Raw genomic sequence first — 14,940 nt, forward strand, 5'->3', positions numbered from 1 at the left:
GCTCCCCGCCTCGCGTTTACGTCCGCTACACCCCGCTGAATCTTTACGCGGCGTTTTTCAAAACACTGTTACGAATCTGTTGCGACATGTGCCGTCACGTGGAACGGTCTAGACCGTCTCGTTCTCGTGCTTCACCGAATGAGGCAGCCGGGGGGCGGACGTGTGACACACGTCCGATTCCGGTCCAATCACAACTACTCGGAAGTGTGGACCAATATGTCTGAGAACTACGGCAACAGCGACGAGCAGCAGAACAACGGCCAGGAGGGCGGCTTCGGCGGCCAGGAGTCCAACGAGGGCTCCTCCTACGGCTCGGAGTCCTCCAACGAGGGTGGCTTCGGCGGCGGCGAGCAGTCCGAGGGTTCCTCCTACGGCTCCGACGAGGGCTCGAACGAGGGCGGTTCCTCCTACGGTGAGCAGTCCGACGAGGGCAGCTCCTACGGAGGCGGCGAGCAGTCCGAGGGCTCGAGCGCGGGTGGCTTCGGCGGCCAGGAGTCCGACGAGGGCTCGTCCTACGGCTCCGAGGGTGGCCAGAACGAGGGTGGCCAGAACGAGGGCGGCCAGAACGAGGGCGGCTTCGGCGGCGGCCAGGAGCAGTCCCAGGGTTCCTCCTACGGCTCCGATGAGGGCTCGAACGAGGGCTCGAACGAGGGCTCGAACGAGGGCTCGAACGAGGGCGGCTTCGGCGGCGAGCAGAGCCAGTCGCAGTACTGATCCAGCTCTGCTGATCACATACGGATCGAGCGCCGGGCCCGCAAGGGACCCGGCGCTCGGCGCATTTCACACAGATCTCACCCGGAGATCAACGATCAGGCGCGGTACGCCACCCATCCGTCGATCATGCGCTGCACCTGACCCGGCGTGAACTCGTCCATGCACGCGTCCTCGGTGTAGTCCATGAAGTTGTGGATCGGGTCGAGACCCGGAGCCGTGCAGGTGTCGGAACCCTCCGGGCAGCCGAAGGCCGGCGCGGCCTCGGCCGGGGTGTCGGCGACCTGGTCACCCTTGCCGCGACAGCCACCCTGGAAGGTGTGGTAGAGGTGCAGCCAGTGGCCGACCTCGTGGGTGGCCGTGTCGCCCTCGTCGTACGGCGCCGCCGAACCGCCCGGCAGCGACTCGCCGAGGATGACCACGCCGTCCTGCGACGAGATGTTCTTGGTCGGGAAGGTCGCCCAGCCGAGCAGGCCGTCGTCGATCTCGCCGATGTAGACGTTGAGCGCGTTGTCGCCGCCCTGGCGCAGGGACGCCTTCATGTCTCGCTCCCCGGTCGAGCCGGAGATGATCGGATACCAGGCCGGGTTGATCGTGGTCTCCTGGCCGGCCACCTCGAAGGAGAACGGCGTGCCGGCGTACGCCGCGTTGAGCACGTCGATCTGGGCGTCGATGTTCGCCTGCGGGACGGCGCCGGTGGTGGCGTTCTCCTGGATGACGTGGATGTAGGTCGGGATCGTCGTCGGGCCGAGGGTGGCGCTGGCGCTCTTCTTCTTCCCACTCTCGGAGAGCGCGGAGGCGAGCGCCTTCTCCTTGGCGTCGACCTGCTTCGCGGTCAGATGGTTCGTGTCACGGACCTGCTTGGCGCCTTCGGCGACTCGGGCCGCTCCGGCCTCGTGCGGGTCGAAGCAGGCACCGCCTCCGATGGCCGCCTGCATCGCGGACGCGGGCGCCGCGGCTGCCAGACCTGATGCCACGAGCACTCCGAGTGCGCTCATCGCCACTGCTCTGCCGGCCAGCTTGGGAATCGACATGGGGTATCCCTTCCTGAGACAAGTTGCCTCAGGCTAGAGCAGAAATACCGCCAGGGGGAACGGCGTTACGGAGAATTTGCTGTTCGCGCAATCGAGTGCCGCAGATCAGCCGCACGCCGGCGCGGCCGGCAGCGGAGCGGGAACACCGATCGATGGCATGCCCAGCCCGACCGAGGCGGCCTCGGGCTCGGTCCGGCCCTGACGCGCCTCCCAGGCGTCGCCGGAACGGGTGCGGCGTACCTCGAGCACGGGGTTGTCGGCGACCAGGTGGTGCGGGGCCGCGTAGGTGATCTCGACCTTCACCATGTCGCCAGGACGTACGCCCTCGGCACCGGCCGCGTTGAAGTGGACCAGCCGGTTGTCGGGAGCGCGACCGGAGAGCCGGTGGGTCTCGGAGTCCTTGCGGCCCTCCCCCTCGGCGACCATCAGCTCGAGCGTACGTCCGACGTTCTTCTTGTTCTCCTCGTAGGCGATCTCGTTGACGAGGTCGACGAGCCGTCCGTAGCGGTCCTTGACGACCTCGGGAGAGATCTGGTCGGGGAGGTCGGCGGCGGGGGTGCCGGGACGCTTGGAGTACTGGAACGTGAAGGCGCTCGCGAAGCGCGACTCACGCACCACGTCCATGGTGCCCTGGAAGTCCTCCTCGGTCTCCCCCGGGAACCCGACGATGATGTCGGTGGTGATCGCCGCGTGCGGGATCGCCGCGCGGACCCGCTCGATGATGCCGAGGAACTTGGTGGACCGGTAGGAGCGCCGCATCGCCTTCAGCACGCGGTCGGAGCCGGACTGCAGCGGCATGTGCAGCGACGGCATCACGTTGGGCGTCTCGGCCATCGCCTCGATGACGTCGTCGGTGAACTCCGCGGGGTGCGGGCTCGTGAACCGCACGCGCTCGAGCCCCTCGATCTCGCCGCAGGCGCGCAGCAGCTTCGAGAAGGCCTGCCGGTCGCCGAACTCCACGCCGTAGGCGTTGACGTTCTGGCCCAGCAGGGTGACCTCGGTGACGCCCTCGGCGACCAGCGCCTCGATCTCGGCGAGGATCTCGCCCGGTCGCCGGTCCTTCTCCTTGCCGCGCAGGCTCGGGACGATGCAGAAGGTGCAGGTGTTGTTGCAGCCCACGCTCACTGACACCCAGGCGGCATAGGCCGACTCGCGCTTGGTCGGCAGCGTGGACGGGAAGACCTCGAGGGACTCCAGGATCTCGACCTGGGCCTCCTCCTGCACCCGGGCCCGCTCGAGCAGCACCGGGAGCGAGCCGATGTTGTGCGTCCCGAACACCACATCGACGTACGGCGCCTTCTTCGTGATCGTCGCCCGGTCCTTCTGCGCGAGGCAGCCGCCGACGGCGATCTGGAGGTCCGGGTTGGCCGCCTTGATCGGGGCCAGGTGGGAGAGGTTGCCGTAGAGCTTGTTGTCGGCGTTCTCCCGGACCGCGCAGGTGTTGAAGACGACCACGTCGGCCTGCGTACCCTCGGTCGCCTTCAGGTAGCCGGCATCCTCGAGCAGACCCGAGAGGCGCTCGGAGTCGTGGACGTTCATCTGGCAGCCGTAGGTGCGGACTTCGTACGTACGGGCCGATGCGGAGCTCGAGGCGGTGGACACGGTCATAGCGTCCTCAAGAGTACGGCGATCAGGTCCAACGGCAGGAAATCCCGACCAGTTATCTGCTTGTAACCGATACCGGGGACCAAGTCATGGATGTGCAATGCAGGATGTGGTTAGGTCTGCGGCATGACCGTGCTTGACACCGAACCCGCCAGCGCACCCTCGGGCGACGCCCTGGTCGTTCTTGACCACGTCGACAAGCACTACGGCGACCTGCACGTGCTCCAGGACATCAACATGGAGATCAAGCGTGGCGAGGTCGTCGTGGTGATCGGGCCCTCGGGTTCGGGGAAGTCGACCCTCTGCCGCACGATCAACCGGCTGGAGACGATCGACTCGGGGACGATCACGCTCGACGGCAAGGAACTGCCCGCCGAGGGCAAGGGCCTGGCCAAGCTGCGGGCCGAGGTCGGGATGGTCTTCCAGAGCTTCAACCTCTTCGCCCACAAGACGATCCTGCAGAACGTCACGCTCGGCCCGATGAAGGTGCGCAAGCTGAAGAAGGCAGCGGCCGAGGCCGAGGCCAACAAGCTGCTCGACCGCGTCGGTGTGGGCGCCCAGGCCGCGAAGTACCCGGCCCAGCTCTCCGGCGGTCAGCAGCAGCGCGTCGCGATCGCCCGGGCGCTGGCGATGAAGCCGCAGGTGATGCTCTTCGACGAGCCCACCTCCGCCCTCGACCCGGAGATGGTCAAGGAGGTGCTCGACGTCATGGTCAGCCTCGCCAAGGAGGGCATGACCATGATCGTGGTCACCCACGAGATGGGCTTCGCCCGCGTCGCCGCCGACCGTGTCGTCTTCATGGCCGACGGCCAGATCGTCGAGTCCAACACCCCGGCAGAGTTCTTCGACAACCCGCAGTCCGAGCGCGCCAAGGACTTCCTCGGCAAGATCCTCAAACACTGAAACGTACGTCTCGGGTGAGCCGTCGGCTCGCAAGCCCCTGCATGACAACTCAACACTCATTCCAGAAGGTGGATTCGATGAAGTTCCAGAAGATCGCCGCGGTCGCGGGCGTTCTCGCGCTCGCCGGCTCGCTCGCTGCCTGTGGCGGCAACGACGACACCGGCTCCGACGCCGGCGGCGACAAGATCAAGATCGGCATCAAGTTCGACCAGCCGGGCCTCGGTTTCAAGGAGGCCGACGGTGACTACTCCGGCTTCGACGTCGACATGGCCGAGTACATCGCCGAGGGCCTCGGCTACGACGACGACCAGATCGAGTGGGTCGAGGCCGTCTCCGCCAACCGCGAGACGTTCCTCAAGGACGGCACCGTCGACATGATCCTGGCGACGTACTCGATCACCGACGAGCGCAAGGCCGAGGTCGACTTCGCGGGTCCCTATTACGTTGCCGGTCAGGATCTCCTGATCCGCGCCGACGACACCTCGATCGCAGGCCCGGATGACATGAAGGGCAAGAAGATCTGCTCCGTCACCGGCTCCACCTCCGCCCAGAAGGTCAAGGACGAGTACGGCGCGGTGCCGCAGGAGTTCGATTCCTACAGCAAGTGCATCAACGCCCTTCAGGGCGGCCAGATCGATGCCCTGACGACCGACGACATCATTCTCGCGGGCTACGCCGAGCAGTTCCCCGGTGAGTTCAAGATCGTCGGCCAGCCGTTCTCCGAGGAGAACTACGGCGTCGGCCTGCCCAAGGGCAGCGAGGACCGCGACAAGATCAACGACCTGATCGAGAAGTCCTTCGAGGACGGCGCTTGGGAAGAGGCGTTCAACGACAACCTCGGCAACTCCGGCTACGAGCTGCCGGAGCCGCCGACGGTCGACCGCTACTGAGCGAAGCGTTCAGCCAGACCCGAGTCGGCGGATCCTGACCCGCTTCTTGCGAAGCGAAGCGAGCAATAGGGTCAGGATCCGCCGACTCGGGGCGAGCCATAAGACGGACCACCAAAGAACCGAAAGTACCCAATGGACCTTTTCTCCGAGTACGGGTCGGCCATCCTCGAAGCGTTCGGGCTGACCCTGAGACTCGCCGTCTTCAGCGGTTTCTTCTCGCTCCTGCTCGGCGTCGTACTGGCCGTTTTCCGTGTCTCCCCGGTGCCGGTTCTCCGCTGGGTCGGCGCCGCGGTCGTCTACACGTTCCGCAACACGCCGCTGACGCTGGTGATGTTCTTCGCGCTCTTCGGGCTCGTTTACCAACTCCACATCTACGGTCCCCCAGACGAAGTCACGCTCTCACTGAGCGAGCAGAATTTCTGGATGGCCGTACTGGCGTTGTCCGTTTACACCTCGACGTTCGTGTGCGAGGTCCTCCGGTCCGGGATCAACACCGTTCCGCTGGGTCAGGCGGAGGCAGCTCGGGCGATCGGCCTCACCTTCTCCCAGAATCTCCGGTTGATCGTCCTCCCGCAGGCGCTCCGATCGGTGCTCAACCCGCTGGCCAGCGTCATGATCGCGATGATCAAGAACACCACGGTCGCCGTCACCATCGGCGTCGTCACGGCCACGGGCGTCAACGAAGCGTCCGGTCAGATGCGGACGATGATGGAGAACGAGGCCGACCAGATCGTGTTGATCTTCATCATCTTCTCGATCGGCTTCATGATCCTGACCCTGCCGGTCGGCTTCCTCGCCGGTTGGGCATCCAAGAAGTTCGCGGTGATCCGATGAGTGCCTCTGTTCTCTACGACGCTCCCGGCCCCCGCGCCAAGGCCCTCAACTGGGGTTACTCGGCGATCGCGCTCGTCGCGCTCGGTGCCGTCGGGTGGTTCATCTACTCGAAGTTCGAGGAGACCGGCCAGTGGGAGGCGGAGAAGTGGACGCCTTTCCTCGACGCCGATGTCTGGAATAACCTCCTGATCCCCGGCCTGATCGGCACGCTGAGCGCGTTCGCGGTCGGCTCGGTGCTCGCGCTGGTCTTCGGGTTCGTCTTCGCCGTCGGGCGCCTCTCAGACCTGAAGTTCATCAGTGTCCCGTGCGGTGTCGTCGTCGAGTTCTTCCGCGCGATCCCGATGCTGCTGCTGATGTTCTTCATCTACTTCATGCAACCCTCTCTCGGGATCACGCCGACCAGCATCTTCTGGGCCGTCGTGCTCGGTCTGATGCTCTACAACGGGTCGGTCATCGCCGAGATCCTCCGCGCCGGCGTGCACGCGCTTCCGAAGGGCCAGAAGGAGGCCGGCGTAGCCATCGGTCTGACGCCCGGCCAGGTGATGCGTACCATCCTGCTGCCACAGGCGGTTCGGTCGATGCTGCCCGCGATCATCGCTCAGCTCGTGGTGCTGTTAAAGGACACCGCACTGGGCTACGTGCTCGGCTACAGCGAGCTCCTCAGCCAGGTTAAGCAGCTCGACGGCAACTTCCACAACCTGATCCCCGCAGCGATCGTGGTGGCAGTCATCTACATCGTCCTGAACACGATCCTGGGCCTGGTCGCCACTTGGATCGAGGCACGTACGCGGCGGGTGAGGCACACGGCCGGCCCCGTCGGCCACGCCGAGGATCCGAACCTCGACGTCAACGCGCCGCATCTCCTCAACGAGGAACCGCCGACCAAGGTCTGAAACGTTCGGTACGGCAACGGCCCGCTGCCTCTTTCGGGCAGCGGGCCTCCCCGCTTGCGGAGTGGGATCTTTCTGGAACCACATTCCCAGCGGGGAGGCCTGGACCGCATACATCGACACCGTCTTGACCTAATATGGCCGTGGCCCGAATGAACAAGCGGCCGGGATATGCACCTATCGGATTGAAGAGCACGGGCGCGGGGTTGCTGGCCGCCTACGCCCGATTCCCAGACGGGAGTCCTAGGTCGCCAAGTAAATGGAATCCGCGGCCGTGCATGAGCGACTCATTCGGCGCGCCGCCGCATCATATGCGCATGCCTTAAAGAACATCGCGCCGGGCTCGGCCAGATTCTTGTTGCACTTCACCCATCTGCCGGCTCCAAGCCTGTTTCTGCAAACGAACTTCGTGGTGCGCGATCCGCCGGCGATCACAGACACCCTCGCGATGGCCGAGCGTCCGTCTGCTCTCATGTCTTTGACCCACACCACGTCACCGGCGCGTCGCCAGCAGGCGACTGCGCTGGATCCGCCGGCTTCGGCGTAGCTGTTGCACGTCATTCCCCGAGTTGAGGGCGCACCAGACGCTGACGACGGTGTGATCCAACTGAAACCAGCGAAATTGGCGGGCACCCCCCACGCCGCGAACGCTGGCCCCTGCCCAAGACTAGGAGAAAGGGCGATCGCAAGGGAGAGGATGGCCAACGACAGCGAGCGAAGGAGTCCCGGATTCATTCTCCTTTCATATCAGCCAAATGGAAGCTAAGTGACGGAAACACATAAAGACCCTATCGCCACGCCAGCGACCCTGAGACCTGGGATTGATTGGGCAAGAGCGCTGATGCACGGACCACTGAGTCGACGAACCATCCCGGAGACGCCACCACGTTGGCGCGCTCTTACTTCTTTGTCTTAGGAGTCACCCAGAGGTTGATCGTGCCCTCGATGGCCACGGTGCCGTCCTCACGGATGCCCTTGACGCGCACCGCGAGATCACCGTCGGCGGTGTCCCACTGCTCCTGATCGGTCTCAGCGATGCAGGTGATGTCGGTGGAGGCCTTGGCTGTGTAGGAAACGGTCATCCCCTTGGGGATCCAGCGCTTGTCGCGCGGGATGGTGACCTCCGCAAGGGCACCCATCGCCATCTCGAGACCGTTGCACAGCGCGATGGCGTGCACGGTCCCGATGTGGTTGTGGTTGCCCTTGCGGTTGGGCACGATGACCTCTGCATAGTTGGGCCGCAGCTGGTTGACCAGCGGGTGGATCGACCCGAAGTAGGGCGCCTTCTTCGAGAAGGCGACCGAGAATGCTCTCTTGCCGACAACGGGGACACGGTTGAAGGACTTCCAGAGGTCGTAGAGCTGGCTCATGCTGGTCAGGTTACCCGAGGGTAACCTCCTCCCCTCTCCTGGCCCGAGATCAGGAGAGGGAGAGGAAGACCTTCTCGAGCTCCTCGATCTGCTCCGGGCGGTCTCCGTCTGCGTGCGCGCGGCGCAGCTCGTTGGAGAGCAGCGCGAAGGCCGCCTTGTCGAGGGCCCTGGTCACTGCCTTGAGCTGGCCGACCACATCGGCGAGCTCGCGGCCGTCTTCGATCATTCGGAGCACGCCACCGAGCTGGCCCTGAGCCCGGCGGACTCGATTGACCACGCTCGTCGTCTCCGCGTCCCGAGGTTGGGGGACGGTCACGTCGTCGGTCAAAGTGTTGCCTTCCATCGTTTCTGGCATCATTCCTGGCTCGTTGTTGTATCCCCCGGGGGACAACGGTCCAGACCAGTCGGCGTTACGGTTCTTTCTGGTTGATTCCGGTTTTCGCCTACATGGGGCCGAAGTTCGTGCTAGTCGCCCGTCTGCCACACGATCTCGACACGGTTGCCGAACGGATCGCGGACATGGAAGCGCTGGAATCCGTCGGCGTTGTGACGCTGGCTCCAGTCGACGTCGAATCCCAGGCTCGCCAACCTCGCACCCATGGCCTCCAGGTCCGCCTCGGTCTCGACCGCCAGAGCAGGATGGGCCTTGGCCTGCGGTCGGTGCGGGTCCTCGACGCCGAGGTGGATCTCCGCGCCGCCCGGCGAGCGGAACCAGGCGCCACCGCGCTTGGCCAGCTCGGCCGGCTTCGGCACCTCGGACAACCCGAGGCCATCGGCGTAAAAGGTCCGGGCCTCGTCCTCGTGGCCGGCGGGCATGCCGACCTGCACGTGATGGATGCGCATCATGCCTCCAGTCTGCGGGCGACCACGAAGACGCGGCGGAACGGGAGCAGGACGAAACTGTTTCCTACCGAATCGTTTCTTACGGGATAAGCCTGTGCCAGACGGTTCTTGAGCTCCTCGGCGAACGGCGCGAAGAGACCCGCCTCCTCGAGCGCCGCAGCCGTGGGGCGCAGGCTCGTTCCGGCGATCCAGGTGAAGACCGGGTCCTCGCCCCTCAGCACGTGCAGGTACGTCGTCTCCCAGGCATCGACCTCGAAGCCCTCCCTCGCCAGCACGTCGTAGTAGTCGGCCGGGTCGTGCGACCCGGGCGCCTCGAGGTGACGGGCGTGCTCGGCGTAGGGCTCCTCGGCGGCCAGCTCCTCGCGGAGCCTGTGACTGGGCGCATCGAAGTTGCCCGGGACCTGGAAGGCGAACCAGCCGCCCTTCCCGACCGCGCCGGCGAGCATCGGGAGCAGGTCCAGATGGCCAGGAACCCACTGGAGGGTGGCGTTGGAGAGGAGTACGTCGACCGATCCCGGCACCACCGAGTCGGCCCAGTCGCGAAGGTCCGCCACCGCGAAGTCCACGCCGTCGACGGTCGCGCGTGCCTTGTCGATCATCGGCGCACTCGAGTCGAGGCCGACGACCCTGGCCTCCGGCCAGCAGTCGGCTGCAAGGGCGGTCAGGTTGCCGGGACCGCAGCCGAGGTCGACCACCGTCTTCGGACGATCCATCCCTACCCGGCGAAGGAGGTCGACGAAGGGCCGACCTCGCTCGTCGGAGTAGGTCAGGTAGCGCTCGGGATCCCATGCGGTCATGGCGTACGTCCTCTCGATTTCTCTTGACGTCAAGATAATCAGATCGTCTCGCCGACTTGTCTCGATGTCAAGATTCTCGATGAGGCGATCTTGGGCTAGGCTCTCGCCATGCGCGACGAAGTCGACGATCTGAGCGAGGCCTGGGCACACGAGCGGCCCGACCTGGACCTGGGTCCCGTCGAGATCTTCTCGCGTCTCTCCCGCCTCTCGCGTCACCTCGACCTCGCTCGACGCGACGCGTTCTCGGGCTCCGGGATCGAGTCGTGGGAGTTCGACGTGCTCGCCGCCCTCCGCCGAGCGGGCGACCCCTATGAGCTCTCCCCCGGCAGGCTGCTGCGCGAGACCCTGGTGACCAGCGGGACCATGACCAACCGCGTCGACCGGCTCACCTCGCGTGGCCTGGTCGAGCGGCTGCCGGATCCGGCGGACCGCCGCGGCGTCCTCGTTCGCCTCACCCCCGACGGCAAGGCGACCGTCGACAGCGCCTTCGAGGCCCTGCTCGCGGCCGAGCGGGAGTTCCTCGACAGCCTCTCCGACGACCAGCAGAGCCACCTCACCGATCTGCTGCGCCGCCTGCTGGTCCCCTTCTCATCCTGACCAAGAACCCCGCCGAGTCGGCCCGTCCTGACCAAGAACCCCGCCGAGTCGGCCCGTCCTGACCGAAATCCTCGCCGAGTCGGCTCGTCATAACGCGCCGACTCGGCACCGGATCTCGTCACAACGCGCCGACTCGGCAGAGTTGCGGACCAGCTACTCCAGAACCTCGGCCGCCTCGAGCCACTCCAGCTCGAGGTCGTCCTTCTCCGCGGCGAGCTGGTTCAGCTCTGCACTGAGCTCGGCGAGCCGGGTGTAGTCGTTGACCGCCTCGGCCATCGCGAGCTCGAGCTTCTGCTGCTGCTCGGCGATCCGCTCGAGCTGCTTGTCGATCCTGGCGACGATCTTCCTCGCCGCTCGCTCCTCGGCAGAGCCGGCCTTTGCCTTCGACGGGCTCGCAGATACCGTCTCGGCCGACGCGAGCGACGCCTCGGCCCGCGGGGCCGACGCCTGGGCAGGGATCGGGAGGCGGCGCTCGAGATACTCGTCGACACCGCGCGGGAGCATGGAGATCTGGCCGTCGCCGAGAAGGGCCCAGACGGAGTCGGTGACCCGCTCGAGGAAATAGCGGTCGTGGGAGACGACGATCAGGGTGCCGGGCCAGGCGTCGAGGAAATCCTCGAGGACGTTGAGCGTCTCGATGTCGAGGTCGTTGGTCGGCTCGTCGAGCAGCAGTACGTTGGGCTCGGTGAGCAGCAGGCGCAGCAGCTGGAAGCGGCGGCGCTCGCCGCCGGAGAGGTCGCCGATGCGCGTGACCAGTTTGTCGCCGGTGAAGCCGAAGCGCTCCAGCATCGAGGTCGCCGAGAGCTCCTGGCCGTCGGTCGTCTTGGTGACGCGCTTGATCGACTCGACAGTCGGGAGGACCCGCGCCTCCGGATCGAGGTCATCGAGCTGCTGGGTCAGGTGCTGGAGAGCGATGGTGCGGCCGTGGCGTACCTTCCCCACGGCAGGCGGGAGGGAGCCGTCCAAGAGCGACAGCACCGAGGTCTTGCCGGCGCCGTTGACGCCGACGATGCCGATCCGGTCTCCCGGACCGATGCGCCAGGTCGCGTGCGACAGCAGCTGTCGCTCGCCACGGAAGAGGTCGACGTCCTCGACGTCGATGACGTCCTTGCCGAGCCGCTGGGCGGCGAACTTCTGCAGCTCGAAGCGGTCCCGCGGCGGAGGTACGTCCTCGATGAGCTGGTTGGCGGCATCGATGCGGAACTTCGGCTTGGACGTACGCGCCGGGGCGCCGCGGCGCAGCCAGGCCAGCTCCTTGCGGACCAGGTTCTGGCGGCGTACCTCGGTGGCGGCGGCCTGACGGGACCGTTCGGCCTTGGCGAGCACGAAGGCGGCGTAGCCACCCTCGTAGGCGTCGACCTGACCGTCGTGGACCTCCCAGGTGAACTGGCACACCGCGTCGAGGAACCAGCGGTCGTGGGTGACCACGACGAGAGCGGACGAGCGCGCGGCCAGGTGTGAGGCGAGCCAGGCCACGGCTTCGACGTCGAGGTGGTTGGTCGGCTCGTCGAGGACGATCAGGTCGTGTTCCCCGAGCAGCAGCTCGGCCAGGGCACAGCGCCGACGCTCACCACCGGAGAGCCCCATCACCGCTCGGTCGAGGTCGATCCCGGCCAGGAGCTGCTCCACGATCTCCCGCAGTGCCGGGACGCCGGCCCACTCGTGGTCGGACCGCCCGCCGAGCACCGCCTCGCGGACGCTGTGGGAGTCGATGAGCTGGTCACCCTGGTGCAGGAACCCGACGAGCAGGCCACGCTGGCGGGAGACGCGGCCGGAGTCAGGCTCCTCGAGACCGGTCATCACCTGCAGGAGCGTCGTCTTCCCGTCGCCGTTGCGGCCGACGATGCCGACCCGCTCGCCGGCGTTGATGCCGAGGGAGACGTCGTCGAGGAGGGGCCGGATGCCGTACGCCTTGGAGACGTGCTCGAGGTTGAGGAGGTTCGCCATATCGCCTCCCATTGTCCCCGAGGGCGGTGAGGCAGCCCGCATCGCGGCGGCCATCCAGCGGCACACCGGGCGGACGAAGCGCCCCTGACCTGCTTAGACTCGGTGCAATGGCCGAGAAGACGCTCCGCGAGCACACCCATGGCTCGCGTCAGATGATCCTCGAAGCAGCGCTGCGGCTGGCCGCCGAGCGCGGCTATGTCGGCACGACGATGGCGCAGGTCCGCCGCGCGACCGGTCTCCCGCCCTCCTCGCTCTACTGGCACTTCTCCAACAAGGACCAGCTTCTCGCCGAGGCGCTCGAGCACGGCTACACCCGCTGGCACCACGTCGCGCCGCGGTGGGAGCCGGCACCGATCGGCAACGACCTGCGCAAGGGCCTGCTGGCAAACCTACGGCGCACCACGTCGGACACCCACGGCGCCAAGGCCGACTGGTGGCGGATGGGCCTGATGCTCGCCCTCGAGTCCGGACCGACGGTCGGCGACGGTCCGCGCGAGCGGTTCCTCCAGATCCGCACCCAGACGATGGCCGAGTTCGAGCGGTGGTGGTCCGAGGCGGTCGACCTTGCGGCCCCGCACATCGAGACCCTCGCGCGGCTGACGCTCGCCGCCCACGACGGTCTCTTCGTCCACGCCCAGACCGACGAGCCCGCCGAGCTCGACCCGCTCCGGCGACGGCTCGCCGACGGGCTGGCCGAGGTCGCGGACGATCTCCGGGAGCAGGACCCGGCAGCCGTCCCGGAGCCCGTGGACCTGCCGCCGGTGACGTACGAGGGCAGGAGCAGCAGTCGCGAGAAGCTCGTCGCGGCAGCGCTGGAGGTAGCCGCGGAGAGCGGCTACGAGGGCGCCTCGATCAGCCGGATCTGCGCCGCGGCGGAGCTGCCGGCCTCCTCGGTCTACTGGCACTTCGCGAACAAGGACGACCTGTTCTCGGCCGCGGTTGACGACTCCTACCGCGCCTGGAGCAGCGCCCAGTCCTCGTGGCAGCCGCCGAGCGCTGACTGCGACTGCTCCACCGAGCTCCCTCTCTTGCTGAGGCCGCTGGTGGCCAGCCTGCACCGGCTGCCCCCGTTCCTGCGGATCGGCCTGATGCTGGTGCTCCCGACGCGGCCCGAGCCGCTTCCCGGCCGCGACCGGTTCCTTGCCGTACGCCGCCAGTCGCGAGACGACTTCGCCGGATGGTTCCGTGGAGCCCTCGGCGACGACGGACCCACGCATGCCGACGAGATGGCGGCGCTGCTGCTCGTGATCGCAGACGGACTTCTCTTTGCCGAGGCGCTCGACAGCGCCGACATGCCACCGGCCACGACCTCGGACCTGCTGGCGCGACTGGTGACGGCGACGCCGTTTCATACACAGATCAGCCACTGACCTACTACCGTAGGTCCACAGAAGGTTTACGGCGCTAACGTGCGGAAACGCATGGAACTGTATGCCGTGTCATCTATTTCCGCAGGTCAGGAATGAGATTTATCCAACATTTGCTCCACAACCTCCGGAACGATCGTTACAGTGACTGCTGTCACAGAGAGTTGGAGGCCCCAGATCCCCCCTTCGTGGTGCCTCCGTCTCATTAAGGAGATCCCCCCATGAGCGTCACTGCTATCCCCACCCTGGCTAGTCAGCACGACCATGAAGGTGCCGCGAGGACGACCTCCTCGGCGACCCCGTCTGCGACGAAGGCCCTCCAGATCCTGGAGGCATTTCTCGGAGCCGGCCCGAAGCTCGGTGTCAGCGAGATCGCTCGCACCGCGGGCCTTCCCAAGTCGACCGCCTTCCGCCTCCTGCGCCACCTCGAGCAGAGCGGGTACGTCGAGCGCATCGGCCGCCACTACGTACTCGGCCGGCGACTCTTCGAGCTCGGCAACGCGGTCCAGATCTGCCGCCCGCAGGGCATCCGCGAGACCGCGATGCCGCATCTGGCCGAGCTCTACGTAGCGACCGGCAAGACCGTGCACCTCGCCATCCTCGAGGGCACCGACATCGTCATCCTGGAGAAGATCACCGGACGCGGTGGCATCCAGCCGGACACGTACGTCGGCGGGCGAGCTCCCGCCGCCTGCTCCGCGCTCGGCAAGGCGATCCTCTCGTTCAGCGACCGCAACCACATCGCGGCCGTGCTCGAGTCCGGTCTGGTGAGGCGCACTCGCCATTCGCACGGCGACCCGGCAAAGTTCCTCGCCGAGCTCCGCCGCGCCAACAGCGAGCGCATCGCCTTCGACCGCGAGGAGGCCCAGCTCGGCATCGTCTGTGCCGCGGTCCCGATCATGATCGAGGGCCGTGCGATCGCCGCCGTCTCCGTCTCCGGAGGTGCCGCCGGATTCAACGCCGCCAGCATCACCCGCCACCTGCGCCGTGCCGCCGCGGCCATCTCGGACGAGGTCGTCTCCAGCGCCGCCTGACGCCCGTCGAGGCGTCACCTACGTCGGCCGAGGCGTCGGTTTCGTCGGTCGAGAAGTCATGCGCTGACGTCTCGACCGACGTACCAGACGTCTCGGCCGACCGGGCTGTCGCGGCGGC

General features: G+C 66.7%; 16 protein-coding genes. 9 read left to right on the top strand and 7 right to left on the bottom strand.

Annotated features, from left to right (window positions below):
• The first annotated feature begins 216 nt into the window (after positions 1 to 216).
• Entirely contained in the window at positions 217 to 714 is a 498-nt protein-coding gene (locus tag ACFU7D_RS23855) for a hypothetical protein (RefSeq protein ID WP_378871956.1), read from the top strand.
• A gap of 95 nt (positions 715 to 809) precedes the next feature.
• On the opposite strand, the gene ACFU7D_RS23860 is transcribed toward ACFU7D_RS23855, so the two are convergent.
• Both ACFU7D_RS23860 and miaB read right to left on the bottom strand, forming a co-directional pair.
• Entirely contained in the window at positions 810 to 1,745 is a 936-nt protein-coding gene (locus ACFU7D_RS23860; protein WP_378871958.1) for a zinc metalloprotease, read from the bottom strand.
• Positions 1,746 to 1,850: 105 nt separating this feature from the next.
• The gene (gene miaB / locus ACFU7D_RS23865) at positions 1,851 to 3,353 is read right to left on the bottom strand and encodes a tRNA (N6-isopentenyl adenosine(37)-C2)-methylthiotransferase MiaB (protein ID WP_378871960.1); all 1,503 of its coding nucleotides are present in this window, start codon (positions 3,351 to 3,353) and stop codon (positions 1,851 to 1,853) included.
• Between the two features lie 123 nt (positions 3,354 to 3,476).
• On the opposite strand from miaB, the gene ACFU7D_RS23870 reads away from it, so the two are divergent.
• The 5 genes from ACFU7D_RS23870 (at position 3,477) to ACFU7D_RS23890 (ending at position 7,414) form a co-directional block, all read left to right on the top strand.
• On the top strand, positions 3,477 to 4,253 hold the full coding sequence (locus ACFU7D_RS23870; RefSeq protein ID WP_378726103.1) for an amino acid ABC transporter ATP-binding protein: 777 nt from the start codon (positions 3,477 to 3,479) through the stop codon (positions 4,251 to 4,253).
• A 77-nt stretch (positions 4,254 to 4,330) separates the two neighbouring features.
• Complete coding sequence (locus tag ACFU7D_RS23875) at positions 4,331 to 5,143, top strand: glutamate ABC transporter substrate-binding protein (RefSeq protein WP_378871962.1); 813 nt, start codon at positions 4,331 to 4,333, stop codon at positions 5,141 to 5,143.
• 132 nt (positions 5,144 to 5,275) lie between these two features.
• Complete coding sequence (locus tag ACFU7D_RS23880) at positions 5,276 to 5,977, top strand: amino acid ABC transporter permease (protein ID WP_378871964.1); 702 nt, start codon at positions 5,276 to 5,278, stop codon at positions 5,975 to 5,977.
• Complete coding sequence (locus ACFU7D_RS23885) at positions 5,974 to 6,870, top strand: amino acid ABC transporter permease (protein WP_378871966.1); 897 nt, start codon at positions 5,974 to 5,976, stop codon at positions 6,868 to 6,870. The genes ACFU7D_RS23880 and ACFU7D_RS23885 overlap by 4 nt, the downstream gene beginning before the upstream one ends.
• Before the next feature lie 271 nt (positions 6,871 to 7,141).
• The gene (locus tag ACFU7D_RS23890) at positions 7,142 to 7,414 is read left to right on the top strand and encodes a hypothetical protein (RefSeq protein WP_378871969.1); all 273 of its coding nucleotides are present in this window, start codon (positions 7,142 to 7,144) and stop codon (positions 7,412 to 7,414) included.
• 352 nt (positions 7,415 to 7,766) lie between these two features.
• Here the strand turns inward: ACFU7D_RS23890 and ACFU7D_RS23895 are convergent, their stop codons facing one another.
• From ACFU7D_RS23895 to ACFU7D_RS23910, 4 genes are all read right to left on the bottom strand, one after another.
• Positions 7,767 to 8,237, bottom strand: coding sequence for a hotdog fold domain-containing protein (locus ACFU7D_RS23895; RefSeq protein ID WP_378871971.1), 471 nt, complete (start codon positions 8,235 to 8,237; stop codon positions 7,767 to 7,769).
• Between the two features lie 49 nt (positions 8,238 to 8,286).
• Entirely contained in the window at positions 8,287 to 8,580 is a 294-nt protein-coding gene (locus ACFU7D_RS23900) for a metal-sensitive transcriptional regulator (RefSeq protein WP_378732838.1), read from the bottom strand.
• A 122-nt stretch (positions 8,581 to 8,702) separates the two neighbouring features.
• Positions 8,703 to 9,083 carry a VOC family protein gene (locus ACFU7D_RS23905; RefSeq protein WP_378871974.1) on the bottom strand — a complete coding sequence of 127 codons (381 nt, stop codon included), beginning with the start codon at positions 9,081 to 9,083 and terminating at the stop codon, positions 8,703 to 8,705.
• Positions 9,080 to 9,877 carry a methyltransferase domain-containing protein gene (locus ACFU7D_RS23910; protein ID WP_378871976.1) on the bottom strand — a complete coding sequence of 266 codons (798 nt, stop codon included), beginning with the start codon at positions 9,875 to 9,877 and terminating at the stop codon, positions 9,080 to 9,082. Before ACFU7D_RS23910 ends, ACFU7D_RS23905 begins: the two co-directional genes overlap by 4 nt.
• 108 nt (positions 9,878 to 9,985) lie before the next feature.
• On the opposite strand from ACFU7D_RS23910, the gene ACFU7D_RS23915 reads away from it, so the two are divergent.
• Positions 9,986 to 10,474, top strand: a complete 489-nt coding sequence (locus ACFU7D_RS23915; protein ID WP_378732844.1) for a MarR family winged helix-turn-helix transcriptional regulator — start codon at positions 9,986 to 9,988, stop codon at positions 10,472 to 10,474.
• 153 nt (positions 10,475 to 10,627) lie between these two features.
• Here ACFU7D_RS23915 and ACFU7D_RS23920 read toward each other — a convergent pair whose 3' ends face one another.
• On the bottom strand, positions 10,628 to 12,433 hold the full coding sequence (locus ACFU7D_RS23920; RefSeq protein ID WP_378871979.1) for an ABC-F family ATP-binding cassette domain-containing protein: 1,806 nt from the start codon (positions 12,431 to 12,433) through the stop codon (positions 10,628 to 10,630).
• 95 nt (positions 12,434 to 12,528) lie between these two features.
• On the opposite strand from ACFU7D_RS23920, the gene ACFU7D_RS23925 reads away from it, so the two are divergent.
• Positions 12,529 to 13,791: a TetR/AcrR family transcriptional regulator gene (locus ACFU7D_RS23925; protein WP_378871981.1), complete on the top strand. Its 1,263-nt coding sequence runs from the start codon at positions 12,529 to 12,531 to the stop codon at positions 13,789 to 13,791.
• Positions 13,792 to 14,009: 218 nt separating this feature from the next.
• Complete coding sequence (locus tag ACFU7D_RS23930) at positions 14,010 to 14,822, top strand: IclR family transcriptional regulator (protein ID WP_378732850.1); 813 nt, start codon at positions 14,010 to 14,012, stop codon at positions 14,820 to 14,822.
• Positions 14,823 to 14,940: the final 118 nt, after the last annotated feature.

Origin of the sequence: Nocardioides sp. NPDC057577, from assembly GCF_042801335.1 — a bacterium.
GTDB lineage: Bacteria > Actinomycetota > Actinomycetes > Propionibacteriales > Nocardioidaceae > Nocardioides.